The sequence below is a fragment of the Methylocella tundrae genome (assembly GCF_901905185.1).
Lineage (GTDB): Bacteria > Pseudomonadota > Alphaproteobacteria > Rhizobiales > Beijerinckiaceae > Methylocapsa > Methylocapsa tundrae.
Genome location: NZ_CABFMQ020000085.1, coordinates 19,969 through 44,138 on the forward strand (window position 1 = coordinate 19,969; position 24,170 = coordinate 44,138).

Genomic DNA, 24,170 nt, shown 5'->3' on the forward strand with positions numbered 1-24,170 from the left:
CGCTTTTGGCCTGCCGGCGCCGCAGTTTCTCGAGGCCGCCGCAACACATAAACGAACTCAAATTTGCGACGGGCGCGGCGCGCCTTGCTGCATTCATGAGAGCAAGGCTGTTTTCAGAGCTGAGCCAAGCAAAAAGCCGTTCGCGTCCGCCGTATCTTTTCCTCCGCTTCCAAATGCCGCTCCGACGCCGATAATGACGGGATCAGCTTCTGCGACCGCTTCCATTGTCGAAGAAAGAGTTTCTAGCGTACAAATCCATATGCGCTGTCCGGGCCGGCTGACGGCCGACGCCACGGCAACCGGCGTCGTGGCGGCGAGGCCTCGCGCCATGAGTCTGTCGGCAATCGGTCCGGCGGTGCGGCCTCCCATGTAGAAGATCGTCGTCGTCGAACGGTCCGCCACCGCATTCCAGTCGAGGTCCTCTGGCAATCCCCCCTTGCGCGAATGGCCGGTGACGAAGCGGACGGATTTCGCGTAGTCGCGATGGGTCAGGGATACGCCAAGAGCGGCCGCCATGGCGAATGCTGAAGTGATGCCGGGCACTATGTCGACCGGAACGCCTTCCGCTTCGAGCCGCGCGATCTCCTCGCCGGCGCGGCCGAAAATCAACGGGTCGCCCGATTTCAGGCGCACCACCCGCTTGCCGGCTTTCGCCAGCTTCACCATCAGCTCGTTGATGTCATCCTGACGGCAACTTGGGCGTCCGCCTCGTTTTCCCACGAGGATGCGCTTCGCTTCGCGACGGGCAAGCTCCAGCACCTCGTCGGAAATGAGATCGTCGAAAAGGATCACATCAGCGGATTGTAGCGCGCGAACGGCTTTGAGCGTCAGGAGCTCCGCATCGCCCGGCCCGGCGCCGACCAGCGTGACTTGTCCCATCCGCCGGGCTTTGACGGCCGCGAATCGTTCAGATTGTCCCATGAGCGCGGTCTCATCCTCTTTCGTCGGCGCGGGCCCGAACGCTCTTTCGGCGAAGCCTTCCCAAAATGCCCTGCGCGCCATTCCCGGTTGCAGCCGCTCGTTGAGCGCAGCGCGCATCTTATGTGCGAGCGCCGCCCACGCGGACAGGGATTGCGGAAGAAGCGTCTCGATTCGCCGGCGTATCGCTTGCGCGAGGATCGGCGCCGCGCCATCGGTTGAAACGCCAACGACGACGGGAGAGCGGTTCACGATCGAGCCGAACTGAAAATCACATAAAGCCGGTTGGTCGATGACATTGACCGGCACGCCCGCTGTTTGAGCCGCCGCACGGAACGCCTGCGCATCCGTTTCGGCGCCTGCGACGGCGAGAGCCGCTCCGGCGAAACTATCAACGCCCCAGTTTCGGTCGCGATGGATGATCCGGTCCCCACTCCCTTCGCCTGCGAGGAGACGCGCGAACGCCTCTCCGAGCGTTTCGGTTGGGGCGTATAGATGGACGATAGCGCCAGCCGCGATCAACAGCTCCGCCTTCCAAGCGACGGCGTCCGAGCCGCCAGCGACAACAGCCCGCCTGCCCTGCAGCCTAAAAAAGACCGGCAGGACGGACAATGGCGCCATGCGCGCGGCTCTGCGGTCACTCGGCCGCCTGGAGACGATATGCATTGATGATCCCCTTGATTTCGGCCCTGCAGGACCCGCAATTCGTGCCTGCCTGCAGGGTCTGCCCTATCGCTTCAACCGTGACGCAGCCTGCCTTGGCGGCGACGGCGATCTGATTGGCGCCGACCCCGAAACAGGAGCAGACGGTGGCGCCCCGCTCGGCGAGGCCGCGCCCGGGACGGCCGGCGATAACGGCGACGCGCGCGCGCTGACTGGCAAATTCCGCGCTTAATTGCTCGACGGCCCAGTCGCGCGATACGGCAACCGGTTGAGGGGCGAGAAACAACGCTCCCGCGAGGCGCTGACCGTCGAAACATGCAAAGCGCTGCTGGCCTGCCGTCGCGTCATTGTAGGCGAGAAAATCCGCCCCGGCCGCACAACCGAATAGGCTCGCTGCAAATAACGGCCAGTCTCGGTCCGCCTTTGCGAAAGCAAATTCGACGCGCCAGCCAGCGCGGCATTTGGCCAGCGCCCAATAATCGGCTTCAATCATTGGCGGATGCTCATTAACAACCGCAAAGCCGTATAAAGCGGCCTCGAAGCGCGCAACCCGAACAGGAACGTGCTTGGACGCGGGCTGACCCGAATGGGGATCGGTGAGGCCCGGGACGAGTATGTCGACGCGCGCCCTGGCCGCGAACTGATCGGTCCAATGAATCGGAACAAAGACGGATCCACGCGCCTGCCTGGTGGACAACAGGGCGCGGACGAGGATTGCATGGCCCATGGTCGAAACGCGGACGATGTCGGCGTCCACAATGCCATAGCGAGCCGCATCTTCCGGGTGGATTTCAACGAAGGGTTCGGCGAGATGCTGCGAAAGACGGGCGCTCTTTCCCGTGCGCGTCATCGTATGCCAATGGTCGCGCACGCGGCCGGTGTTCAAGATCAGCGGGAAGTCCCTGCTCGTTCGCGTATCGGCGATTGCGCTGATCGCGACGAAACGCGCCTTGCGGTCAGGGGTGAAAAATTGGCCATCGCCGAAGAAGCGGGTTTCCGCGGGCGCATCCGCGTCCGGAAGCGGCCATTGAAACGGTCCCATCCCGTCGAAATGCGCCAAGTCAATTCCGGCAAGGGCGCCGATGTCGAAGGCGCGCGTCCCGCCATTCTCGAACGCGGACAAAGCGGCATGCTCACGGAAAATTTCGGCCGGCGACGCGTAGGAGAAGGCATTGGCGAAACCCATCCGCTGCGCCACATCGCAGATGATCCGCCAATCGGGCCGCGCCTCGCCGGGGAGCGGCAGGAAGGCGCGCTGGCGCGAAATGCGGCGCTCCGAGTTGGTGACGGTCCCATCTTTCTCGCCCCAGGCCGCGGCGGGCAGCCTGACATGAGCGTGGCGAATCGTATCGGTCTGCGTCAGCACATCGGAAACCACGACGAAGGGGCATGCTTTTAAAGCGGCCTCGATGGATGCGGCCTCAGGCAAAGAATCGACGGGATTGGTCGCCATGATCCAGAGCGCCTTGATGCGTCCGTCGGCGACGGCGCGGAATAAATCGACCGCCTTCAATCCCGGCCGATCGGCAATAAAGGGCGAGCGCCAGAAGCGCTGCACGCGGTCACGATGATCGGGATTCTCGATCTCCATGTGAGCGGCGAGCATGTTGGCGAGGCCGCCGACCTCGCGGCCGCCCATCGCGTTGGGCTGGCCCGTGACGGAAAACGGCCCCATTCCCGGCCTACCTATCCGCCCGGTCGCCAGATGACAGTTGATGATGGCGTTGACCTTGTCCGTTCCGGTCGACGACTGGTTGACGCCCTGGCTGTATACGGTGACGACCTTCGAGGCGCCGGCGAAGAGCGCATAGAAGCTGGTGAGCTCGTCCGCCTGAAGGCCGGTCTGTTCGGCAATCTCGTCGAGACATACTGACCGGGCCGCCGCCAGCGCCGCGCCGAAGCCTGTGGTATGCGCGGCGACATAGTCGCGATCCACCGCCTCGTGGTCCGCAAGCCAGCCGAGGAGGCCGGCGAACAACGCGCCGTCGCCGTCGGCGCGGATCGGCAGATGAAAATCGGCGAGGTCGGCGGTCATCGTGCGGCGCGGATCGACGAGCACGACGCGCATTTCGGGCCGCTTTTCCTTGGCGGCGGCGATCCGCTGGTAAAGCACAGGGTGGCACCAGGCGAGATTCGACCCCACCAGCACAATGAGATCTGCGAGTTCGAGATCCGCATATGTTCCAGGCACTATATCCGCGCCAAAGGCTCTACGGTGGCCTGCGACGGAAGAGGCCATGCAGAGACGCGAATTGGTGTCGATGTTGGCCGAGCCGATGAAGCCTTTCATCAGCTTGTTGGCGACATAATAGTCCTCCGTCAAAAGCTGGCCCGACACGTAGAACGCCACCGACTCCGGGCCATGCTCCGCGATGGTTCGGGAAAATGTCGAAGCCACGAGATCGAGCGCATCGTTCCAACTCGCGCGGCGCGCGCCTATGTGCGGATGCAGCAAGCGTCCTTCGAGATCGATCGTCTCGTTGAGAGCCGACCCCTTGGAGCATAGGCGCCCGAAGTTGGCTGGATGTTCGCCATCTCCGCGAACGCTGACGTTTCCATCCGGGGCGATCTCGGCCTTCACGCCGCATCCTACCCCGCAGTAGGGGCACGTGGTGTTGACCACGCGCGCATCTGTCACCTCCGCCATTTCACGCGGCCTCAATCGCGAGCGCGTCGAGCGCGAGAAAAAGACGGTCGCCTTCGAGTTTGAGCGGGATCGTCCGCACCGCGCCCTCATCGGCGCCGAGCGCCCGGCCCGTCTCCAGCGAAATGACCCAGCCGTGCAGCGGGCAGGTCACAGCCGCCCCATGCACGATTCCCTGGCTGAGCGGGCCCCCCTTGTGCGGGCAACGATCCTCCACGGCGAAGAATTGCTCCTCGGCCGTGCGAAACACGGCGACCCTGCCTTTAGGCGTCACCACGCAGCGGGCGCCGCGCAGAGGAATGTCGGCTGGCGATCCAATGGCGATCCAGTTCATCCTCTTCACTCCGCCGCTTGCGCCAGGGCGACGGTCGCCATCGGCCGGAACTCGTGCTTATCCTTGCCCGAGACGCGCTCAGACCACGGATCGACCTGCGCGAATTTCTGGGAGAAGACGAAACGATCGAAGTAGGTTTTGCGCCGCTCCAGATCGTCGAGGATCTGCAGCCTTATTTCCGCGACGCCGACCCGCTTGGCCCATTTGTAGATGCGCTCGAGATAGCGCCCCTGCTCACGATACATCTGGACGAGCGCGACAATCACTTCCAACGCTTCATCCTCGGTCCTCACCAGGCCCAGCACCTCCGTGCCCTTGATGTCCAGACCCGCCGCCCCAGCGAAATGAATCTCATAGCCCGAGTCGACGCAAATCACGCCTACATCCTTGCAGGTTGCTTCCGCGCAATTGCGCGGACAGCCGGACACCGCCATTTTGACTTTGGCGGGCGTCCATGAGCCCCACATGAATCTTTCGATGCGAATGCCAAAGCCAGTCGAATCCTGCGTGCCGAAGCGGCACCAGTCCGACCCGACGCATGTCTTCACGGTGCGGAGCCCCTTGGCGTAGGCGTGGCCCGACACGAACCCGGCCGTTCCGAGGTCCGCCCACACGGCGGGCAAATCTTCCTTTTTTATGCCCAGCATGTCGATGCGCTGCCCCCCGGTCACCTTCACCGTCGGAATCGCGAACTTGTCAACAACGTCGGCGATCGCGCGCAGCTCCTTGGCGCTCGTGACGCCGCCCCACATGCGCGGCACCACCGAATAGGTTCCGTCCTTCTGGATGTTGGCGTGGACGCGCTCGTTGATGAAACGGGATTGATAGTCATCAGCATATTCGTCCGGCCAGTCGCAGACGAGATAGTAATTCAGCGCGGGCCGGCATTTGGCGCAGCCGCAGGATGTCTTCCATTCGAGTTCCTGCATGACGGCTGGAATGGTCTTCAGCCTTTTGGCCTTTATGAGCCGGCGCACATCGTCATGGCCGAGCGTCGTGCAGCCGCACAGCGGCTGCGCGGCTGCGGGATTGTAGGCGTCGCCAAGCGTCAGCTTCATGAGCTGTTCGACGAGGCCCGTGCAGGAACCGCAGGAGGCGGACGCCTTTGTGTGGGCGCGGACGTCATCCAGCGACGTCAGCCCCTTCGTGATAATCGCGCCGGTGATTTTGCTTTTGGACACGCCGTTGCAGCCGCAGATTTCCGCATCATCCGGCAAGGCTGCAACGGCCGCCATAGGGTCCAGGGGGGAGCCCCCCTGATAGGCCTGGCCGAAAATCAACGTGTCGCGCATTTCGGAAATATCGACCTCTTTCTTCTTGAGGTCGTTGAACCAGGCGCCATCGGACGTCTCGCCGAACAACACAGCGCCGATGACGCAGTTGTCCTTGATCATCAGGCGCTTGTAGACGCCGGCGGCGGCGTCGCGCAGAACGATTTCCTCCCGGTCATCCCCATCGGCGAAATCGCCAAGGGAGAACAGTTCGATCCCGGTGACCTTAAGCTTTGTTGGCGTATCGTTGTGAACGAAGGCCGCCGTTTCATCTCCACAAAGACGCGCCGCCGCGACCCGCGCCATTTCATAGAGCGGCGCGACGAGGCCGTAGACATGGCCGCCAACTTCAGCGCACTCGCCGATGGCGAGGATATCCGGGTCTGAGGCGCGCATGCCGGCGTCGACCAATATCCCGCGATTGATCTCAAGGCCGGCGTCTCTCGCGAGACCCGAATTGGGCCGGATGCCCGCAGCCATAACGACGAGCGTCGCCGGAATGATGGAGCCATCGGCGAGTTCGACGGCCTCCACCCTTTCCTTGCCGAGAATGGCCTTTGTGTTGGCCCTGGTGATGACCTTGATACCGCGCTCCTCGACGGCGCGTTGCAACAGATAGCCCGCCGCGGGATCAAGCTGGCGCTCCATCAGGGTCGGCATCAGATGGAGAACCGTGACATCCATGCCGCGGGCCGCGAGACCGGCTGCGGCCTCGAGACCAAGAAGACCGCCGCCGATGACGACCGCCGTGTCGCGCGACTGCGCGGCAAGCAACATGGCGTTGACGTCGTCGAGATCGCGATAGGTAAGCACGCCCGGAAGGCCATGGCCTGGAACCGGCAGGATCATGGGCGTCGAGCCGGTGGCGATCACCAGCTTGTCGTAGGCTTCGATTGCGCCGTGGTCCGACACGACTGTCTTTGCCGCACGGTCGATGGCGACGATCTTGTGGCCCTTGTAGAGGGTGATGTTGTTCTTGATGTACCAGCCGTCGCCGTGGATGATGATCTGCTCATAGTCCTTCTCTCCGGAAAGCACCGGCGAGAGCATGATGCGGTCGTAATTGACGCGCGGCTCGGCGTTGAAAATGGTGATCTGGTAGCGGTCCGGCTCCCTTTCGAGGAGATGCTCCAGCATTCTGCCGGGCGCCATGCCGTTGCCGATGATGACGAGTTTCTCGGTCATGCGTTCGATGCCTTTGCAATTCAGTGTCTGATGCAGTCACAGCCGTGATCTGCGCCGGCGGCGGGCCTTGCGGCCCTGTGCCGAAAAATAAAAAAAAGCCGCCGGCCAAGCCTTCGCAATCCGTGAGTCCCGGATTGAGATTGCCCGATCAGCAGCTTTGCTTATGGTGCGCCCGCCATTGGACGCCGTATCTCGCGGCCTATTCAGCCTCGCCCACTATGCTGGCAAGAACCGGGCCAATATACAGGGACGGGCGAATCCACAATGAAATCAGAAGGCGCCATAGTGGCCCACGAATCGCGGTCGTAGGCTCCGGTCAAATAACTGGCATTCTGCACTTCGCGGGCGCACAAAATCTGGACAGCAGGACATTGCCGTCCCGACGATCAGCGGATAGCGGCGCGACTTTGAGCGGAAATGTAAGCGTCGATCTCGTCGGGATCGAACAGGCCGCCGTCAAAGAAGCCATCGGGGCCGAGCGTCAGGCTCGCGCCCGCCGAGCCGACCGGGGTGGCTGCTCCGAGCGCCCCCTCAACCTTTGCGTTCGCCCCGGGCAGCGCCACTCCGAGCGGCTTCAGCGCCGAGCGGTAAAGGTCGGGACGGTAGGTCTCCCGCGCGACCGCCTCTTTGGACTTGTCGTGGCTCACCTGTCCCCAGCGCACCATCTGCGTGTAGAACCAGAGCGCATGGCTTTTCCAGGGAAAGGTCGCGGCCTTTGCGAACGGAATGAAAAAATCATCCACGGCCAGGATGTCGCCGCCAGCGCGAATGCGGCCTGAGAGCGCGGGCGTCATCCAGTCCGCCGGCCTCGCAAGAAAGGCGGGACCGGCGATCAGCGAGGCCAGTTCTTCCCGGTTTGCCGCGTCGCCGCACCAGCGCGCCGCCTGATAGAGCGCTCGCAGCAAGGCGGCAAGCGCCTCGGGATTGGCCTCCGCCCAGCGCGCCTCAACGCCCAAAACCTTTTCGGGGCTGGACTTCCAGATGGCCGCCTTGACGGTGACGATGCGTCCGTAACCCAGAATGTCCGCCGCGGTGTTCCACGGCTCGCCGACGCAATAGCCGTCAATGCCGCCGGCGCCGATCGCATCCAGCATCAGCGGCGGCGGCACGACGACGATCTCGACATCGCGATCGGGCTCGACGCCACAGGCCGCAAGCCAGTAGCGCAACTCGTAATTGTGCCCCGAGTGCGGATGAACGACGGCGAAGCGTAACGGCGCGAGACCCTTCGCCGCTCGGCCCGCCAGCACCGCCTTCAGCGCGAGGCCGGATGACATTGGATCAAGATCGGCTCTTGCGCCATGCGCTTCCATAGCCCTCCAAAGCGTATTCGAAACCGTGACGGCGTTGCCTCCAAGGCCAAGCGCCATGGGCGCTATCGTGCGTGAGGCGAGCGGCGTTAATCCGAGATTGCTGGCGATCGGCATCGGCGCCAGCATGTGCGCCACCTGAAAATGGCCGACGGCCAGACGATCGCGGATGTTCGCCCATGACGTTTCGCGCATGAGGACCAAATCGACGCCTTCCGCCGCAGCAAAACCCTTCTCTTTTGCCGCGACAAGGAGCGCGCTGTCGAGCAAAGGCATGAAACCAGCCGTGATTTGATGAGCCTGGCTCATGGTTTCTCTCCGGGTCCGAGCAGCGCCGCGGCGGTCACAAGGCTTTGGGCGATCTCCACCATCTTGCGGTTCTGGTTCATCGCGGTCTTTCGCAAGAGCGCATAGGCCGCCTCCTCCGACAGTCCATTTGACTTGATGAGGATTCCCTTGGCGCGCTCGATCAGCTTGCGGTCTTCAAGCTCGCTGCGGGCTTCCTCGAGTTCGCGAGTGAGGCGGGAAAAAGCGTTGAACCGGCTGATCGCCATGTGAAGGATCGGCTTGACGCGTTCCTGCTTAAGACCGTCGACCACATAGGCGGACACGCCGGCGTCGACAGCCGCCTCTATCTCCGCGTGATCGGAGCGGTCCACGAACATGGCGATCGGCCGTTTCACGGCGCGCGAGAGCTGGAACATGTTCTCCAGCATGTCCCGATTGGGATTTTCGAGGTCGATGACGATGACGTCGGGATTGATCTCGGCGATCCGCCTCGCAATCCCGTCGATGTCATGAATGACCGTCACATTGTCATGGCCCGCTTCACGCAGGCCGGCCTCTATGATCGAGGCGCGAATGCGATTCGCGTCGATAACCAGAATGCGAAGAAATTTCGATGCCATCGCCAGATTTTGCGCAAGCTGATGATTTGCGCAATGCCGCAAGTTATAAATCGCACCCTTTGACCCTGGGACAGAATGGACCTGAAGCGGGTCTATTGCCGTCAACGGCCTGGCCGGAGGCCGATAACCGACGCTGGCGCCGCCACCGGCAGGCGTCACGGCAAAAGGGACGCCTTGTCCGGCGTCCCTATCGCTATCTTTGCACATGCCGACCGGTGCGGGGCCTAGTTTGAGAGCGCCGTCTTGTGCACGAGCACGTGGTCGTTCCACCGGCTGATCTCGACGGCTTCGGCCTGGGCGCCGGCGCCGCGAGGCGTCGAGAAAGTGACGCTCTGGCCGGGCGCGAGCACGCTCTCGACGCGCACCGGCGCTCCGTCCTCGCCATCCTGCGCAAGCGTGGCGACGACGTGGAAACCATCGCGCTCCACCGTGTAGTAGGCGACGCCGGACAAACCGCCGAGATCGATGGCCTGGCTCTGGATCGGTTTTAGTCCCTCGGCCTCGACTGCGCTGAGAGAGGCAAGCGCAAACGCGGCCGCTGCGAGTGTTCGATAAAAGTTCATGATCAAATCCTTCATCATCTGATTTTGCTTGGCGCCGGGCTCAAAACCCGGACATCCGCCGTTGACAGACAGATGCTATCCGCCACATCATTAGTCAAATGGATCGGATCAATGATGGCCATCGATTATAGTAATTTAGCGCGCCTCGATCTTAATCTGCTTGTCGCCCTCGACGCGCTGCTTTCGGAGCGCAGCGTCACCCGCGCCGCCGCGCGCATCGGCATTGGACAATCGGCGATGAGCCACAATCTCGCGCGTCTTCGCGCGCTGTTTGGCGACGAACTCCTGACGCGCGCGCCGGACGGCATGCGCCCGACGCCCCGCGCTCTCGGACTCATCGATCCTGTGCGGGTCGCGCTCTCCCAAATCGAGGCGCTGGTGTCGCGGGAGCAGTCCTTTGATCCACGCACCGCCGATCGCGTGTTTCGCATCGGGCTGCCGGATAGCGTCGAAGTGCTCATCGGCCCCGCGCTCCTCGCCTATCTTTGCAAAACGGCGCCGGGCGTCAGGCTGCGGCTGCATAGCATCGACTCGTCGCAGATCCTCGACAATCTCGACGCCGACCGCCTCGACATCGCGTTCGGGATCGGTTCATTCGCGGAAGGGCAGACGCACCATAAGCAACGGCCGCTCTTCACCGAAACATATTTATGCATGTTCAACGCCGCGCTGGTGGGACTGTCGCCGCCGATCTCGCTCGACGATTACGTCCGGCTGCCGCATGTGCTGACGAGCCTGCGGCCCGGCGAGCATGGGGTCGTGGACGACGCGCTTTCAAAGCTCGGGCTCAAGCGCACAATCGTCCTGACGACGCCGCGCTTCATCGCGGTGCCGTTCCTTGTGCGCGGCGCGCCGGTGGTCACAACCATGCATGCGCGTCTGGCGCGTTTCTTCGCCGAAACCCTCGGCCTGACGCTCAGCCCACCGCCGGTAGAACTGCCGGAAATATCCATCTCCCTGCTTTGGCACGCCTCGTATGATCACGATCCAGCGCATATGTGGCTGCGCCAGACCGTCGGGCGTCTCGCGGTCGAGTCGGCGAAAGATCAAGGCGCGGCCTGACGCTTTTGAGGCGGCGATGGCCCCAGCCAGGCGCATGGCGCCGCGGCGCCGCCTGTAGCCGCATTCGCGGAAAACATCTTGGAGGGCATATCCGACCGTGCTTTGATCAGGGCCGCCAGGAATGGCCGGTCACGATGCGAGGAAAACGAGATGAACGGCAGCCGCTATTACGGGGTCCGGGTCGAGGGAGCCAAATATGGAATTGGCTTCGGCTCGGCGCTGGCCATCACGATTTCATATTCGGCGAACCACTCGATCCTGTGGGCGATCATCGACGGAATTCTGGGCTGGCTCTACGTGGTCTATTTTGCGCTTTTCCGTGGGTGATCGACGAATGAAGGTCAGACCAGCCACGTCTTGCACATTTTGACCGATGAATCGCGCGGAGGCGCGAGATGGCCATTGGCGAACGACAAAAGGACGAGGATCAATTCCTCGCCTCACGCGCGGAGGCCGTCCATGGCTCCGCGCGGCTATGCCTTTTTGAGGAATTCGGTTTTGAGCACGAGTCCTTTCACCTGCTTCGTGCTGCACTCGATTTCGCCGGGGGCGTCCGTCAGCCGAATGTTCCTGACCAAAGTCCCGCGCTTCAGCGTCTCGGACGTGCCTTTGACCTTCAAATCCTTAATAAGCGTCACGTCGTCGCCGTCGGCGAGCCTCGCTCCATTGCTATCCTTCACGATGATCTCGTCTGTCACGTCGTTCCTCTCCTGGCGCATGTGCGGCGCGCACGCCCGCTCCTTATAAATCATAAGGACGGACATTCCATCTTCTCCTGTGCAGGCTGCCGGTCGCCTCGAGGCTCCGGCGTCGGGATCGAGGCGTCCGTCGCCGGCGGCGACGCGACTTTCCGCATAATGCGTCGTCTCCCGCCTGTGCGGCTGCCAGACGCGCACCGAAAGTTTAGATTACTTATAATAAGCAAGATAATACCTTATAATTAAAGTGCATCTTTGTACACGTCCCTATTATAATGATTCTAAAGTTTCGAATGTTTATTGCGGGGGCGTTTTATTTACGCTTATCACACTGCAGCGGTGCGACATTGACTGCTCGGACCGGCGGGACTCTTCCATGCGTAACCTTCATTTGTACCTGCGCGCCGGCACGGCCCGGATAAATCCCTTCCTCCTGGCGGCCTTGACCTGTTCGCATGCCCTGCCCGCGCGCGCCGCTGATGCGCCCGCCCTGACGCAGGGGGGCGCCCCGACTGCGATCGACGCCTTTCATGAGCTTGAGACCAAGTATATTTTCGGGTTCACCGAGGGCAGCGACATTGGCGAAGAAGGCGAAAGAGCTATCGAATTCGAGACGACGGGCTCCTTCGCGATGCGCGGCGGATCGTTTTCCGCCATCGAGCAGGAGATCGAGTTCGAAAGCGTGCCGACGCAGTTTTTCGGTTATGAGTTGAGCGCTCATGGCCTGTTGCAGTCGGTCAACAATGTGAACGGCCTCGACAATTTTCATAACTTCAACTTCAGCGGCCTTTCGGCGGAATTTAGATTTCTTCTCGTCGATCGCGGCCCCGCCTCGCCGTTCGGCTTGACCGTAACCGTCGCGCCCGAATGGGCTCGCGTTAACGACGTCAGCGGCGCGGTCATGACAGATTTCAGCGCAGCCTTCAGACTGATCGCCGACACCGAACTCATTCCCAATCGACTCTACGCCGCCGCCAATCTGATCTATGAGCCCGACGTCGCCAGGGCCTACGGCGAAACCTTCTGGCAGCGAAGTTCCGATCTCGGCATGACGGCGGCGATGTCATATCGCGTCACTCCGAAAGTGACGCTTGGCGGCGAACTGCAATATTATCGCGCCTTCGACGGCCTCGGCATGCAATCCTTCCTCGGCAACGCTCTCTACATAGGTCCGACATTGCATATCCAGTTCACTAGCAAGATCATGCTGGCGGCGGCGTTTTCGACGGAGGTCTCAGGCCATGCGATTGGCGAGGGCCGCTCTTTGGACCTCACAAACTTCCAGCGCAGGCTCGCCAACCTCAAGCTCGAAATCGAGTTCTAAAGCGCGATGCCGAAAGCGGCCAACTTTCTGGACAAACATCATGTGTTATAACAAAGGCTTACCGAGCAGCGATGCGATTTCGCTTAAACGCATTCTGCTCCAGGACGGCGTTGCCGCAGTCATATTCCAGCGGCGACGCCGCCGCAATTGCAGGAGTTGAGAGATGAAGCCGTCTGCTTCGAGAAGATCGACAATGAGCGCAGGCGCGCTGGCGATTTGCTTCCTCGCCGCCGGTTGGACCGCCGCGGTCCGCGCCGAAGACGCCGCGACGGTGCGCCTGTCGCTCAAGGATCACCGGTTCCAGCCCGCGGAGGCGCATGCGCCCGCTGGCAAGCCGATAACAATCGAAATCAAAAACCTCGACGCGACGCCCGCCGAATTCGAAAGCAAAACACTGCGCGTCGAGAAAGTCGTCGCGGGCGGTGGTGTGATCACCCTCCAGATTCGCCCGCTCGCGCCGGGACGGTACAGATTTTTTGACGACTACCATGAAGACACGACCGAAGGCTTCCTGGTCGTTCAGTGAGAAGGCTCCGATGCTTGGCGCGTTGATTATCGTTTTCCGGGAAGTCATCGAGGCCGGGATTATCGTCGGCATCCTGCTTGCCGTGACAAGGGGCGTGCCTCGCCGGGGCCGATGGATCGCCGCAGGCATCGCGGCCGGCGTCACTGGGGCGGGTCTCCTTGCGGTCTTCGCCGACCAGATCTCGAATGCTTTGGCCGGCGTCGGTCAGGAACTGTTCAACGCCAGCGTTCTCGCCGTCGCCGTCATCATGCTGGCTTGGCACAACATCTGGATGGCCCGGCATGGGCGCGAACTTGCGGCGCAAATGAAAGAAATCGGCGCCGCCGCTGCGAAAGGTTCGCGCTCCCTCGCCGCGGTGGCGATCGTCGTCGCGGTCGCGGTGCTGCGGGAGGGCTCGGAGATCGTGCTGTTTCTTTATGGCATAGTGATCGCAGGCGGCGCGTCGATGTCCGGCCTCGTGGCTGGCGGGCTCGCCGGCCTTCTGCTTGGTTGCGGGGTCAGCGCTTTGACTTTTCTCGGCTTGATCAAGATTCCCGGCCGATACCTGTTCGGCGTGACAACCGTTCTCATCACTTTCCTCGCCGCCGGACTTGCCGCTCAGAGCGTCGTCTTCCTTCAGCAGGCCGGCGTCGCAACCGCTCTCGAAGGAACGGTCTGGAATACGTCCGCGATTCTGTCCGATAGCAGTTTGCTCGGGCGCGTTCTGCATACGCTCGTCGGCTACACCGATCAGCCTTCGGGAATGCAGCTTCTTGTTTACGCGATCACCCTCATCTTGATCTTCGGCCTTACGAAGGCGTTCCAACCGCACCCGCCAGCAAAGCGGCTGGGCGTCGCCGGATAAGGTCGATTCCGAACGCAAATGGCTGAAGCAGCGCATATTTGCTTCAAACGCGCCTTTTGAGGACGCGGACCCAATGCTCGGCAATGACGAGCTTTTCACGGCCAGACCGGCCTCAGCGCGCCCTCAACGAAGCCATGACAGGCTTGGGGCGCCGTCGCTCCAGGGATCATGTAAAGGAGCCTCTTGCGGTAAGTTTCCGCGAAACGGAAACCATCCTCGCGTCCTCCGCCCATCTGAAGGCGCAGTCCAGGCAAAGGAAAGCGGAACAAAGAAAAGGGCGCCGCCGTTGTCAACTCGCGGGTATCGGCCATCCTGACCGATCCCATAAGGGCGTGGGACAACTCTGGGAGATCGCTATGACAACCTTGCGGCGCGCGGCGGCTTTAGTCGCTCTCCTGTTGCTCGGCTCTATACCCGCGGCGAGATCGGATGACGCGAAGTTCAAAGGCGCTGTATTGGACCAACAAGCCCTTGGAAGCCTGTCCGGCGAATACGCCATGAAGATGACGCTGCTCGAAATGGAGCCAGGCGCGGCAATTCCGGAGCATACTCACAAAGGGCCCGGCATGCGCTACGTGCTCGAGGGCGCAATCGCCATAGCCTGGAAAAACGGCAAGACGGAAATTTTCAAAGCGGGGTCCACCTATTTCGAGGCGCCCGGCTCCAGCCACCCGATGGGTCAGATGTCCGCTCGAAATGTGGCGGATGGCAAAACGCGTGTTCTCATCTTCGAAATCCTGCCGAAGCAATAGGGATGTGAAACAAGAGGTCTACGGCTGTTGTCCGCCGACAGCGTCCCCCCGGAACATTGCGCCGCCCAGAAGCGGGCTTACGGGCGCGATCGTGCTCTAACTTCTTGACGAAGACAGATTCAGACTTTCGCGTTTTGATATTGCCTGGGAGCCCAAATAGGAGGAGGATGGGGCTAACATTTCAATGTTTCAGACGCTAAGCAAAGAACATACAAGGCCTGATCTCTTTGATTTTCAAGGCGCCCGTTATATTCACCTCGCAATAAAACGCGCCTTGCTTATACACTATCAATATTACTATTGTAATGATATAGTCTCGTCAACGGTTGCGGCTCTTCTCCTTCGACGAAAAAGTAACTGAACTGAGCCTCTCTAAACCCGAACTAAATCCAGCATTCTCAAAGAAATGTTACTGGAACGGAGTAGAGAAGATGCAATCAGCGCGTCAAATCCTGCCGGGCAGCGCCCGCAGCGTTGTAGCCGGAGCTAGACTTGTCGGGAAAACCAATCCGGCCGCTAAAGTTGACGTCACCGTCGTCCTAACGCGCAAGACCGCGATTCCTCAAGGCGATCTGGCGGAGCACGCTTTGGCGACGCCTCACGAACGGCCGCTTGCCGATCCCGCGGCCTTCGCGGAGCGATACGGGGCGAGCGAGGAAGCAATCGCCGCCGTGAGATCCTTCGCCGCCAGACACGGGCTGATCGTAAAGAACGTGGACCAGGGCCGACGCGTCGTCGAGCTTTCCGGCTCCGCATCCGACATGGAGCAGGCGTTCGGGACCGCGTTGCACGATTACGAAACAGGAAAATGCACATATCGCGGACGGCAAGGGCCGCTGCTTTTACCGGCCGACATCGCGCCCTACGTCGAAGCCGTGTTGGGACTCGACAACCGGCCCGCGGCGAAGCCTCGGTTCAGGTCACGCGCCGCTCAGCAATCCTATTATCCAAATCAACTTTCAGCTCTCTACAACTTCCCGCCAGGCGACGGCGCCGGACAAACGATTGCGCTGATCGAGCTTGGCGGAAACTATGGATCGCAGGATCTGCAGACATATTTCGCCGCCGCCGGCCTGACGAAGACGCCCACGGTCCGCACGGTCAGCGTCGTTCCGGGCGCGCCGGTTCCCTACGGACAAGACCCCGGCAGCGACGGCGAGGTCATGCTGGACATCGAGGTCGTCGGCGCAATGGCGCCGGGCGCGACGATCGTCGTCTATTTCTCGGATAACACTGATCAAGGGTTTTTTCAGGCGGCGTCGCAAGCTGTCCACGATCCCGCGACGACGGCGGTTTCGATCAGTTGGGGATCACCTGAGAAGGTATGGTCGCAGCAATCGATGAACGTCTGGGATTCGCTCGGACAAAGCGCGACGCTTTTGAATGTGCCGATCTTCGTGGCCGCGGGCGATCATGGTTGCGCCGATGAACAGCCAACCGACGAAGGCTTTGATGGTCAGCGACACGCTGACTTCCCCGGGACATGCCCCAATGGAGTGGCGTCTTGCGGCGGCACAAGTTTGCTCGGCGGCGGCCGCGCCAAAGCGAAGGAAACCGTCTGGAACGACGGGGACGGGTGGGCGACCGGCGGCGGCGTCAGCATTCACTTTCAAGTTCCTCCTTGGCAGAATGGCGTCAGCGCCGAGAAGGGCGCCGCCCTTTTGATGCGCGGCGTCCCCGACGTCGCGGCGGACGCCGATCCGGACACAGGCGTCAACGTGCGTTCAAACGGAGTCGATCAGGTGAGCGGCGGAACCAGCGCCGCCGCTCCCCAATGGGCCGCGCTCGCCGCCATCCTCAGTCAACAATTGGGGCGGAAGGCCGGCTTCTTCATCCCGCTGCTTTACGCACATATGAAAGCCGGCGCGACGAATGACGTCGTGACAGGAAACAATACCGTCTTTGGCGTTGGCGGCTTCTCGGCAAAACCCGGCTGGGACGCTTGTACGGGATTAGGGTCTCCGAACGGCGCGCGGCTGTTATCGCTGCTGGGATCGTCGCCCCTCGCGACCAGCCCCGTAGCCACCTCCGAACCGGTGAGCGCGACGACAACGAGCGCGCCAGTGTGCGATGAGGAAATGGCGGCGGTGGCAGGCGCAGGAGCCCGCATGGGCGCTCCATTCGATCCGGCCGCCGCGGTGCTTTACGGCAGGTTCATCGCGGCGGCCTACGCCATGTATGACGCCGACCCGAGTAATCTGACGCCGCAGCAGTCCTCGAATTTTCCGAGAGGTTATCAGCTCGCCGCATGGGTCGAGATGCGGGACTTTATCATCGAGAGCGGAGATCCGGTTTTTTACGGGTTCATCGCGCAAAAGATGGACGAACCGCACCAGTTCATCCTCGCCATTCGCGGAACGTCGAATGGCGTCGAGTGGTGGGACGATTTGAACGCCTCCATATTGACGCCATTCAAGGCGCCGCGCTGCGGCTTGGTGGGCGCTGGCTTCGCCCGCATCTACGACACGCTTGAGATCGTGGAGGCGCCAGCCAGCGCGGCCGCAGTTCCGCGGTCGCTTCGATCGGTCGGCGGATTTTCGCAGCAGGTCGCCGCATTGGTCCATCGTCGCGCCGCGGCGGCCGCGCGAACAGAGATCGCATTCTCGCCTCCCGCGATCGCCGTCGCGGGACACAGTCTTGGCGCAGCGCTCGCAACCCTCTACGTCGCGGACAACGCGCGGACGGCCCAGATCGCGAACCCTTCGCTCTGCACATTCGCCTCGCCGCGCGTCGGCGATTCTACATTCGCGGCGACGTTCAACGGATCGGACCTGACGTCGTGGCGGATCGTCAACGTGCCGGATGTCGTTCCTAATCTTCCGCCTCAATTCTTGGGTTTCTCCCATATCGGCGTTTTGCAGCCCTACAATTCCCTCGGAAAGGCGAAATCGTCACTGTCTTGCTGGCACGCATTGGCGACGTATCTCAGTCTGGTCGACCCGTCGCTGCAGCCGGAGCCCGCCTGCCAATTGGAGGCGCTCGGGATGGCGGAACGCGCGATCGCGTCATTGCGGACCGCCGCGACGACAATCGCTCCTGCCGCTTCGGTGACGGTGAACGTCTCCATCAATGTCGGCGACAATCACAAACATTCCCTGATATCCAGGGCGTCGCTATCCTGACCGCCGTAAGCGATTCGGCGCCGCCGGCGGCGCCAAGGACGGTCCCGGCTGCGTGCGATTTTCCGGCTTTGAGCCCTTGTCTCGTGGGGATCGCATGAACATGCGGCAAAGCTCTCCTTGCTCCGATGCTGACGCGTCCGGCCGCAAGCCCGTAAAGCTTGCGTTGCAGGGCGGCGGCGCCCACGGCGCGTTCGTCTGGGGCATGCTCGACCGCCTGCTTGAAGACGGGCGTCTGCGGGTCGAGGCCATAAGCGCGACGAGCTCCGGCGCGATGAACGCGGTCGCCCTTGCCTACGGCCTTGCAATCGGCGGCCCCGAGGCCGCCCGCGAGAAGCTGGCCGAATTCTGGCGGGGCGTATCGCGCACCGGCCAGCTATTCAGCCCTGTCGGCGCGACGCCTCTTGATGCATGGCTGCGGATGTGCGGGGCGCCGGTCGAGCTGACGCCAAGCTTCATCGCGTTCCAGACGATGACGCAAACCCTGACGCCGCAGCAGTGCAATCCGCTCGACCTCAATCCGCTGAAGACGATCTTGCTCAACACCGTTGATTTTGATCGGCTGAAGGCGTCGCCTGCTGCGCCGCCCCTTTTCATCAGCGCAACCAACGTGCGTACGGGGAAGATTAAAGTTTTCGAGAAATCGTCGCTGTCGCTCGAGGCCGTGCTTGCTTCGGCCTGCCTGCCGCAACTGTTCCGCGCCGTCGAGATCGACGGCGAACACTATTGGGACGGCGGCTACATGGGCAATCCGGCGATCTTCCCGTTGATCTATGCCGGCGGCTGCAAGGATGTGCTGATCGTTCACGTCAACCCGATCGAACGCCCCGACCTGCCGGTCACGGCGACGGCGATCGCCAACAGAGTGAACGAGATCAGCTTCAATTCATCGCTCATGCGGGAGATGCGCGCCATCGCTTTCGTCACGCAATTGCTCGACGAGAACCAGCTTGATTCCACAAAGTACAGCCGCATGTTCATCCATTGGCTCGGCAATGACGCGGCGATGGCGGCGCTCGGCGCGGCTACCAAAATCGAGACTGACTGGAATTTTCTGCGTGGCTTGTTTGAAGAGGGCCGGCGAACAGCGACGAAGTGGCTCGATGCGAACGTTGACGCGATCGGAAGCCGCTCGACGGTGGACCTCGCCACGACCTTCATGTGACGTGCGCCGGCTCAGCGCGCCGGCCGCGCCGGGCCATTCGCGGACGCTTCGACGGCGCCGCCTCGCACAGCGTCAATGGCTTCGTGAAGCGTCTCGAAAACCCGCGCCTCTCCGACCGCGGCCGTGACGCCGTGCCGGTCGAGATCCGATCGCAAATATGACCTGACGCGTCCGAACACCACGCCGACGCCTTGACGGCGCAGATCGTCGAGCAGATCGCGAACGGACTGCGCGGCGGAATAGTCGATATCGGTGATCGCGCCGGCGTCGATGACGAGCCAGCGAACCGGGCTCGGCGCGTGCTCCACGAGGGCGCGAATTTCATCGGCGAAGCGGTTGTCATTTGCGTAAAATAGATCGGAGCCGAATCGATAGACAATCAGCCCGGGTTCAGTCTCGGCGCCTGCCGTCGCGGCGGTCTGCTCCCAGCGCCCGGCCGCGTCCGCAACGAGCACCATTGTGTGCGGCCGATAGCTGTGACGCACATGCCTCAGCAGCGACAAGATAATCGCCAGCAAAATCCCTTGCTCGACGCCGATTGCGATCACCGCCGCGGCTGTGGTGATCGCGAGATAGAACTCGCCTGGGCTCTCGCGCCGGATAGCGCGCAATTGTTTGAAGTCGACCATTCTGACCGCGATCGTGAATACGATGGCGGCCAGCACGCACCGGGGCAGATATTGGAGGGGGCCTGTCAGATATAACAACACCAGCAACACAAGGCCCGCGAAAGCCAATTGGGCGACCTGGCTGCGCGCGCCCGCGCTATCCGCCATAGCGGTCTGCGTCGGGCTGCCATTGACGACGAAGGCTCCGCTCAAACCGGCCGCCGCGTTCGCGGCGGCGAGCCCAAGAATGTCGGCGTCCTCATCGACGCGCTCGTGATGGCGCACGGCGAAAGCACGCGATGTCGCGGCGCTTTGCGCGATGATCATTACGAAGCAGGAGGCCGCGACCGGCAAAACCGCCAGCAACTCGCTCCAGCTCACCTCAGGAAGCCTGATTGGCGGCAGGCCGCCCGGAACCGACCCGATGACTGCGATGCCGCGCTCGGCAAAATGGAGCCTCGCGCTCGCGACGATCGCCGCCAGCACGGCGAACAGCGATACCGGGACCTTGGGCAGATAGCGATGGCCGAGCAGAATCGCGGCGATCACCAGCGCCGCCAGAGAGAGCGTTGGGAGATTGGTCCCCGGCAGGCTTTGAAGAACCTGCCAAAGCTGAATGAGCGTGTGATGCGAGGGCGCCGCCACCCCGAATATCTCACCGAGCATCGCGATTCCAACCTGAAATCCAACGCCGCCCAGAAATCCGACCAGCACCGTTCGCGACAGAAAATCGGCGAGGAAGCCTAGCTTGAAGAGCCGCGCCAGCAACAAAAAGCCTGCGGTGACCAGCGCCACCATGCCGACCAGCGCCATGTATTTTTCGCTGGCGGGCGCCGCCATGGGGGACAGCGAACTGGAGAAGATCGCCGCGGTCGCGGAGTCCGCCGCGACGACCAGATGGCGCGACGAGCCGAAGACGGCGAAGGCGATCAGCGGAAGAAGGACCGTGTAGAGGCCGGTCACGACCGGCGTCCCTGCGATTCGGGTATAGCCGAGCACTTGCGGAATGTTCATCGACGCCAGCGTCACCCCCGCAAGAGCGTCGCGCGCCGCGGCGGCGGCTCGAAAGGGCCTAAGGCCTGCAAAGAGACTGAGCCTCATCGCCGCGCGTCCTCCGTTTTCATCCTGGCGGCATCATGGCGCAAACGCGGCCGCAGACCAACGGCGCTCCGCTTCGGCCCGCCTCCAGCTGCGCAGTTGTCCATACCTCCGGCCCCCCGGGCGCCGCCGCCTGGTCAAAAAACCCCTCTCATCGGCAATTTTCAACGTCGAGCGGAGCCTTGCCCGCGTCCCGGAGGCTTGAACTCGGCTCATGGCGTCCGCCCCGCCGGCTGCGGCAAAACTCGCCCCCAACTCGCTTGAAATCACTGCATATGTCGAAAGATAGGCCAAATAGGCCTTGTTGGCCGCAGTCCCAAAGGTCAGAATTCGACTCCATGAGCCATAAGCCGCCGGTTCTGGATTTCGGTCTCGGTGAAACTGCCGATCTGATTCGCGATCAGGTCGAGGAGTTCGCCTCGCGCGAGATCGCGCCGCGGGCCGCGACGATCGACGCCGAGAACGCGTTTCCCGCCGAACTGTGGAAAAAAATGGGAAAGCTTGGGGTTCTCGGCGTGACGGTCGCCGAGGAATATGGGGGCGCGGGCCTCGGGTATCTTGAACATGTCCTGGCCATGCAAGAGATCAGCCGGGCGTCCGCATCGGTTGGCCTATCCTATGGCGCGCACTCCAATCTCTGCGTAAACCAGCTTCATCGCAACGGAAGTGGCGAGCAGAAGCGGCGCTATCTGCCGGGGCTCCTGTCCGGCGAGCATGTCGGCGCCCTCGCCATGTCGGAGCCGGGCGCCGGATCGGATGTCGTCAACATGCGTATGCGCGCGCGAAGGCGCGGCGACCGCTATGTCCTGAACGGCGTGAAGATGTGGGTCACAAACGGCCCCGACGCGGACGTCATGATCGTCTACGCCAAAACCGACCCGGACGCCGGAGCGCGCGGCATCACCGCCTTTATCATCGAGAAGAGTTTTAAAGGCATTTCGACCGCGCCGAAATTCGACAAGCTCGGCATGCGCGGATCCAACACATGCGAGATCCTGTTCGAGGATTGCGAAGTTCCAGACAGCAATGTGCTGGGACTGCCTGAACGTGGCGTGAGCCTGCTGATGAGCGGGTTGGATTACGAGCGCGTTGTGCTTGCGGGCGGGCCGATCGGCATCATGCAGGCGTGCATGGATGTTGTGGTTCCCTACCTGCATGAGCGAAAGCAGTTCGGCCAGCCGATAGGCGAATTCCAGATCATGCAGGCAAAGCTCGCCGATATGTACACCGCGATGAGCGCCGCGAAAGCTTATGTCTACGCGGTGGCGAAGGCGTGCGACCGGGGCGAGACGACGCGGAAGGACGCCGCCGGCGCCATACTTTTCGCCGCCGAAAGGGCGACCTCGATGGCGCTCGAAGCGATCCAGTGTCTTGGCGGCAACGGTTACATCAATGACTACCCGACTGGCCGGCTCCTGCGCGACGCCAAGCTGTATGAGATCGGCGCCGGCACCAGCGAAATCCGCCGTATGCTGATCGGCCGGGAACTCTTCAATGAGAGCGTCCGATGACAAAATCCCGAAAGCGCGCCCCCTGAAGCGCCTCCATTGCGGAAAATGATCGCATGCCCCTCATCGAAACAGCCGTCGATACGCGCTCAACCGAATATCGCTTGAATCGCGAAGCCATGACGGAACTGGTTTCCGACCTCCGCCACACCGCAAGCCGCATCCGCGAGGGCGGTGGAGCGGCGGCGCGGGCGCGCCACCTGGCGCGTGGAAAAATGCTGCCGCGCGAGCGGATCGACGCGCTGATTGATCCCCTCTCGCCTTTCCTCGAGATTGGACAGTTCGCCGCGCATGGAATGTACGACGGCGAGGTCCCCTGCGCCGGAGTCATCGCCGGGATCGGACGCATTTCCCGCAGGGAATGCATGATCGTGGCGAATGACGCGACGGTGAAGGGCGGCGCTTATTTTCCGATCACCGTGAAGAAGCATTTGCGCGCGCAGGAAATAGCCGCGCAAAATCGCCTGCCATGCGTCTATCTGGTCGATTCAGGCGGCGCCCATCTGCCGAGTCAGGACGAAGTCTTTCCCGATCGTGAGCATTTCGGACGCATCTTCTACAATCAGGCCAGTATGTCGGCGGCCGAAATCGCCCAGATCGCCGTCGTCATGGGAGCCTGCACCGCGGGCGGCGCCTATGTGCCGGCGATGTCGGACGAAACGATCATCGTCCGCAACCAGGGAATGATCTTTCTCGCGGGACCGCCGCTCGTCCGGGCCGCGACCGGCGAAGTCGTGACGGCCGAAGAATTGGGCGGCGCAGAGGTGCATTGCCGTCAATCCGGCGTCGCCGATCATTACGCCGAGACTGACGCCCACGCCCTCGGCGTCGCTCGCGCGATCATCGCCAATCTCAATCATACGAAGCGTCCTTCCGTCGCGCTGCGAAGGCCGGCGCAGCCGCGATATGATCCGTGCGAGATCTATGGCGTCACGCCCGCGGATGGGCGCAGGCAGTATGATGTCCGCGAAATCATCGCGCGCATTGTCGACGACAGCGAATTCGACGAATTCAAGCGCCTTTACGGACCGACATTGGTCACGGGCTTCGCCCATATCTGGGGATACCCGGTTGGCGTCATCGCCAGCAACGGGATCCTGTTCTCGGAAAGCGCGCAAAAAGCTGCGCATTTCATTCAGATCTGCGCCCGGCGCCGGATTCCGTTAATCTTCCTTCAGAACATCGCCGGCTTCATGGTCGGACGCAAATATGAAGCCGGAGGCATCGCCAAGGAAGGCGCGAAGATGGTCGCCGCCGTCGCCACGGCCGCCGTGCCGAAATTCACCGTGGTCATCGGCGGCAGCTTCGGCGCCGGAAACTATGCGATGTGCGGACGCGCCTATTCGCCGCGGTTTTTGTGGATGTGGCCGAACGCGAGGATCGGCGTGATGGGCGGAGAGCAGGCGGCGAGCGTTTTGAGCCGCGTGCGCCGCGACAGCCTCAAAGCGCGCGGCCTCGTCTCCTCGAGGGAAGACGAAGAGGCTTTCGAAGCCTCGATCCGCGATCAATATGGGCGGCAGAGCCATCCCTATTACGCCAGCGCCCGGCTCTGGGACGACGGCGTCATCGATCCCGCCGACACGCGCCGCGTGCTGGGTCTGGCGCTTTCCGCGAGTTTCAACGCGCCTATTGACGAAAGCCGGTTTGGCCTTTTCCGCATGTGAGGCGAG

19 protein-coding genes are annotated in these 24,170 nt (G+C 62.2%); 10 read left to right on the forward strand and 9 right to left on the reverse strand.

The genetic code is table 11. The annotated features are described in order from the left end of the window. Nucleotides 1–93: 93 nt before the first annotated feature. The 7 genes from cysG to MPC4_RS12050 all read right to left on the reverse strand — a co-directional run bounded on the left by cysG (nucleotide 94) and on the right by MPC4_RS12050 (nucleotide 9,796). Nucleotides 94–1,584, reverse strand: a complete 1,491-nt coding sequence (gene cysG, locus MPC4_RS12020; protein WP_174512718.1) for a siroheme synthase CysG — start codon at nucleotides 1,582–1,584, stop codon at nucleotides 94–96. Then, nucleotides 1,556–4,228, reverse strand: coding sequence for a nitrate reductase (locus MPC4_RS12025; RefSeq protein ID WP_174512720.1), 2,673 nt, complete (start codon nucleotides 4,226–4,228; stop codon nucleotides 1,556–1,558). The genes cysG and MPC4_RS12025 overlap by 29 nt, the downstream gene beginning before the upstream one ends. Before the next feature lies 1 nt (nucleotide 4,229). Further along, on the reverse strand, nucleotides 4,230–4,559 hold the full coding sequence (nirD, locus tag MPC4_RS12030; protein WP_174512721.1) for a nitrite reductase small subunit NirD: 330 nt from the start codon (nucleotides 4,557–4,559) through the stop codon (nucleotides 4,230–4,232). A 5-nt stretch (nucleotides 4,560–4,564) separates the two neighbouring features. Then, on the reverse strand, nucleotides 4,565–7,015 hold the full coding sequence (nirB, locus tag MPC4_RS12035; RefSeq protein WP_174512722.1) for a nitrite reductase large subunit NirB: 2,451 nt from the start codon (nucleotides 7,013–7,015) through the stop codon (nucleotides 4,565–4,567). A 386-nt stretch (nucleotides 7,016–7,401) separates the two neighbouring features. Next, nucleotides 7,402–8,634 (reverse strand): CmpA/NrtA family ABC transporter substrate-binding protein, encoded by a 1,233-nt coding sequence (locus tag MPC4_RS12040; protein ID WP_174512723.1) that lies wholly within the window; start codon nucleotides 8,632–8,634, stop codon nucleotides 7,402–7,404. Further along, nucleotides 8,631–9,233 carry an ANTAR domain-containing response regulator gene (locus tag MPC4_RS12045; protein WP_134493119.1) on the reverse strand — a complete coding sequence of 201 codons (603 nt, stop codon included), beginning with the start codon at nucleotides 9,231–9,233 and terminating at the stop codon, nucleotides 8,631–8,633. Before MPC4_RS12045 ends, MPC4_RS12040 begins: the two co-directional genes overlap by 4 nt. Before the next feature lie 224 nt (nucleotides 9,234–9,457). After that, nucleotides 9,458–9,796, reverse strand: a complete 339-nt coding sequence (locus tag MPC4_RS12050) for a hypothetical protein (RefSeq protein WP_174512724.1) — start codon at nucleotides 9,794–9,796, stop codon at nucleotides 9,458–9,460. 114 nt (nucleotides 9,797–9,910) lie between these two features. Between MPC4_RS12050 and MPC4_RS12055 the strand changes: the two genes are divergently transcribed. Then, nucleotides 9,911–10,858 (forward strand): LysR family transcriptional regulator, encoded by a 948-nt coding sequence (locus tag MPC4_RS12055; protein WP_174512744.1) that lies wholly within the window; start codon nucleotides 9,911–9,913, stop codon nucleotides 10,856–10,858. A gap of 150 nt (nucleotides 10,859–11,008) precedes the next feature. Continuing rightward, on the forward strand, nucleotides 11,009–11,185 hold the full coding sequence (locus tag MPC4_RS12060) for a hypothetical protein (protein WP_174512725.1): 177 nt from the start codon (nucleotides 11,009–11,011) through the stop codon (nucleotides 11,183–11,185). A gap of 146 nt (nucleotides 11,186–11,331) precedes the next feature. On the opposite strand, the gene MPC4_RS12065 is transcribed toward MPC4_RS12060, so the two are convergent. Then, nucleotides 11,332–11,577, reverse strand: coding sequence for a zinc ribbon domain-containing protein YjdM (locus MPC4_RS12065; protein WP_174512745.1), 246 nt, complete (start codon nucleotides 11,575–11,577; stop codon nucleotides 11,332–11,334). Nucleotides 11,578–11,932: 355 nt separating this feature from the next. Here MPC4_RS12065 and MPC4_RS12070 point away from each other — a divergent pair, with 355 nt between their 5' ends. The 6 genes from MPC4_RS12070 (at nucleotide 11,933) to MPC4_RS12095 (ending at nucleotide 19,286) form a co-directional block, all read left to right on the forward strand. Next, on the forward strand, nucleotides 11,933–12,880 hold the full coding sequence (locus MPC4_RS12070; protein ID WP_174512726.1) for a transporter: 948 nt from the start codon (nucleotides 11,933–11,935) through the stop codon (nucleotides 12,878–12,880). A 193-nt stretch (nucleotides 12,881–13,073) separates the two neighbouring features. Then, a complete protein-coding gene (locus MPC4_RS12075) occupies nucleotides 13,074–13,406 on the forward strand; it encodes a cupredoxin domain-containing protein (RefSeq protein WP_134493111.1) in 333 nt (110 codons plus the stop codon). Nucleotides 13,407–13,416: 10 nt separating this feature from the next. Next, nucleotides 13,417–14,250 carry an FTR1 family iron permease gene (locus MPC4_RS12080; RefSeq protein ID WP_174512727.1) on the forward strand — a complete coding sequence of 278 codons (834 nt, stop codon included), beginning with the start codon at nucleotides 13,417–13,419 and terminating at the stop codon, nucleotides 14,248–14,250. A gap of 455 nt (nucleotides 14,251–14,705) precedes the next feature. Beyond that, nucleotides 14,706–15,002 carry a cupin domain-containing protein gene (locus MPC4_RS12085; protein ID WP_174512728.1) on the forward strand — a complete coding sequence of 99 codons (297 nt, stop codon included), beginning with the start codon at nucleotides 14,706–14,708 and terminating at the stop codon, nucleotides 15,000–15,002. Between the two features lie 431 nt (nucleotides 15,003–15,433). After that, on the forward strand, nucleotides 15,434–18,124 hold the full coding sequence (locus MPC4_RS12090; protein ID WP_174512729.1) for a lipase family protein: 2,691 nt from the start codon (nucleotides 15,434–15,436) through the stop codon (nucleotides 18,122–18,124). Between the two features lie 100 nt (nucleotides 18,125–18,224). Then, nucleotides 18,225–19,286, forward strand: coding sequence for a patatin-like phospholipase family protein (locus MPC4_RS12095; RefSeq protein ID WP_174512730.1), 1,062 nt, complete (start codon nucleotides 18,225–18,227; stop codon nucleotides 19,284–19,286). 11 nt (nucleotides 19,287–19,297) lie between these two features. Here MPC4_RS12095 and MPC4_RS12100 read toward each other — a convergent pair whose 3' ends face one another. Next, the gene (locus MPC4_RS12100; RefSeq protein ID WP_174512731.1) at nucleotides 19,298–20,995 is read right to left on the reverse strand and encodes a SulP family inorganic anion transporter; all 1,698 of its coding nucleotides are present in this window, start codon (nucleotides 20,993–20,995) and stop codon (nucleotides 19,298–19,300) included. A gap of 335 nt (nucleotides 20,996–21,330) precedes the next feature. On the opposite strand from MPC4_RS12100, the gene MPC4_RS12105 reads away from it, so the two are divergent. Both MPC4_RS12105 and MPC4_RS12110 read left to right on the forward strand, forming a co-directional pair. Continuing rightward, nucleotides 21,331–22,503, forward strand: coding sequence for an isovaleryl-CoA dehydrogenase (locus MPC4_RS12105; RefSeq protein WP_174512732.1), 1,173 nt, complete (start codon nucleotides 21,331–21,333; stop codon nucleotides 22,501–22,503). A gap of 53 nt (nucleotides 22,504–22,556) precedes the next feature. After that, nucleotides 22,557–24,164 (forward strand): carboxyl transferase domain-containing protein, encoded by a 1,608-nt coding sequence (locus MPC4_RS12110; protein ID WP_174512733.1) that lies wholly within the window; start codon nucleotides 22,557–22,559, stop codon nucleotides 24,162–24,164. The last annotated feature ends 6 nt before the right edge of the window (nucleotides 24,165–24,170 follow it).

Excerpts from the sequence above, each read along its gene's own strand:
- MPC4_RS12060 (WP_174512725.1), top strand. The coding sequence starts at position 11,009 with ATGAACGGCAGCCGCTATTACGGGGTCCGGGTCGAGGGAGCCAAATAT.
- MPC4_RS12095 (WP_174512730.1), top strand. The coding sequence starts at position 18,225 with ATGCGGCAAAGCTCTCCTTGCTCCGATGCTGACGCGTCCGGCCGCAAG.
- MPC4_RS12105 (WP_174512732.1), top strand. The coding sequence starts at position 21,331 with ATGAGCCATAAGCCGCCGGTTCTGGATTTCGGTCTCGGTGAAACTGCC.
- MPC4_RS12110 (WP_174512733.1), top strand. The coding sequence starts at position 22,557 with ATGCCCCTCATCGAAACAGCCGTCGATACGCGCTCAACCGAATATCGC.
- MPC4_RS12025 (WP_174512720.1), bottom strand. The coding sequence starts at position 4,228 with ATGGCGGAGGTGACAGATGCGCGCGTGGTCAACACCACGTGCCCCTAC.
- MPC4_RS12065 (WP_174512745.1), bottom strand. The coding sequence starts at position 11,577 with ATGCGCCAGGAGAGGAACGACGTGACAGACGAGATCATCGTGAAGGAT.
- nirB (WP_174512722.1), bottom strand. The coding sequence starts at position 7,015 with ATGACCGAGAAACTCGTCATCATCGGCAACGGCATGGCGCCCGGCAGA.
- MPC4_RS12070 (WP_174512726.1), top strand. The coding sequence starts at position 11,933 with ATGCGTAACCTTCATTTGTACCTGCGCGCCGGCACGGCCCGGATAAAT.
- MPC4_RS12090 (WP_174512729.1), top strand. The coding sequence starts at position 15,434 with ATGCAATCAGCGCGTCAAATCCTGCCGGGCAGCGCCCGCAGCGTTGTA.
- cysG (WP_174512718.1), bottom strand. The coding sequence starts at position 1,584 with ATGCATATCGTCTCCAGGCGGCCGAGTGACCGCAGAGCCGCGCGCATG.
- MPC4_RS12055 (WP_174512744.1), top strand. The coding sequence starts at position 9,911 with ATGGCCATCGATTATAGTAATTTAGCGCGCCTCGATCTTAATCTGCTT.
- MPC4_RS12040 (WP_174512723.1), bottom strand. The coding sequence starts at position 8,634 with ATGAGCCAGGCTCATCAAATCACGGCTGGTTTCATGCCTTTGCTCGAC.
- nirD (WP_174512721.1), bottom strand. The coding sequence starts at position 4,559 with ATGAACTGGATCGCCATTGGATCGCCAGCCGACATTCCTCTGCGCGGC.
- MPC4_RS12075 (WP_134493111.1), top strand. The coding sequence starts at position 13,074 with ATGAGCGCAGGCGCGCTGGCGATTTGCTTCCTCGCCGCCGGTTGGACC.
- MPC4_RS12050 (WP_174512724.1), bottom strand. The coding sequence starts at position 9,796 with ATGAACTTTTATCGAACACTCGCAGCGGCCGCGTTTGCGCTTGCCTCT.
- MPC4_RS12045 (WP_134493119.1), bottom strand. The coding sequence starts at position 9,233 with ATGGCATCGAAATTTCTTCGCATTCTGGTTATCGACGCGAATCGCATT.
- MPC4_RS12100 (WP_174512731.1), bottom strand. The coding sequence starts at position 20,995 with ATGAGGCTCAGTCTCTTTGCAGGCCTTAGGCCCTTTCGAGCCGCCGCC.
- MPC4_RS12080 (WP_174512727.1), top strand. The coding sequence starts at position 13,417 with ATGCTTGGCGCGTTGATTATCGTTTTCCGGGAAGTCATCGAGGCCGGG.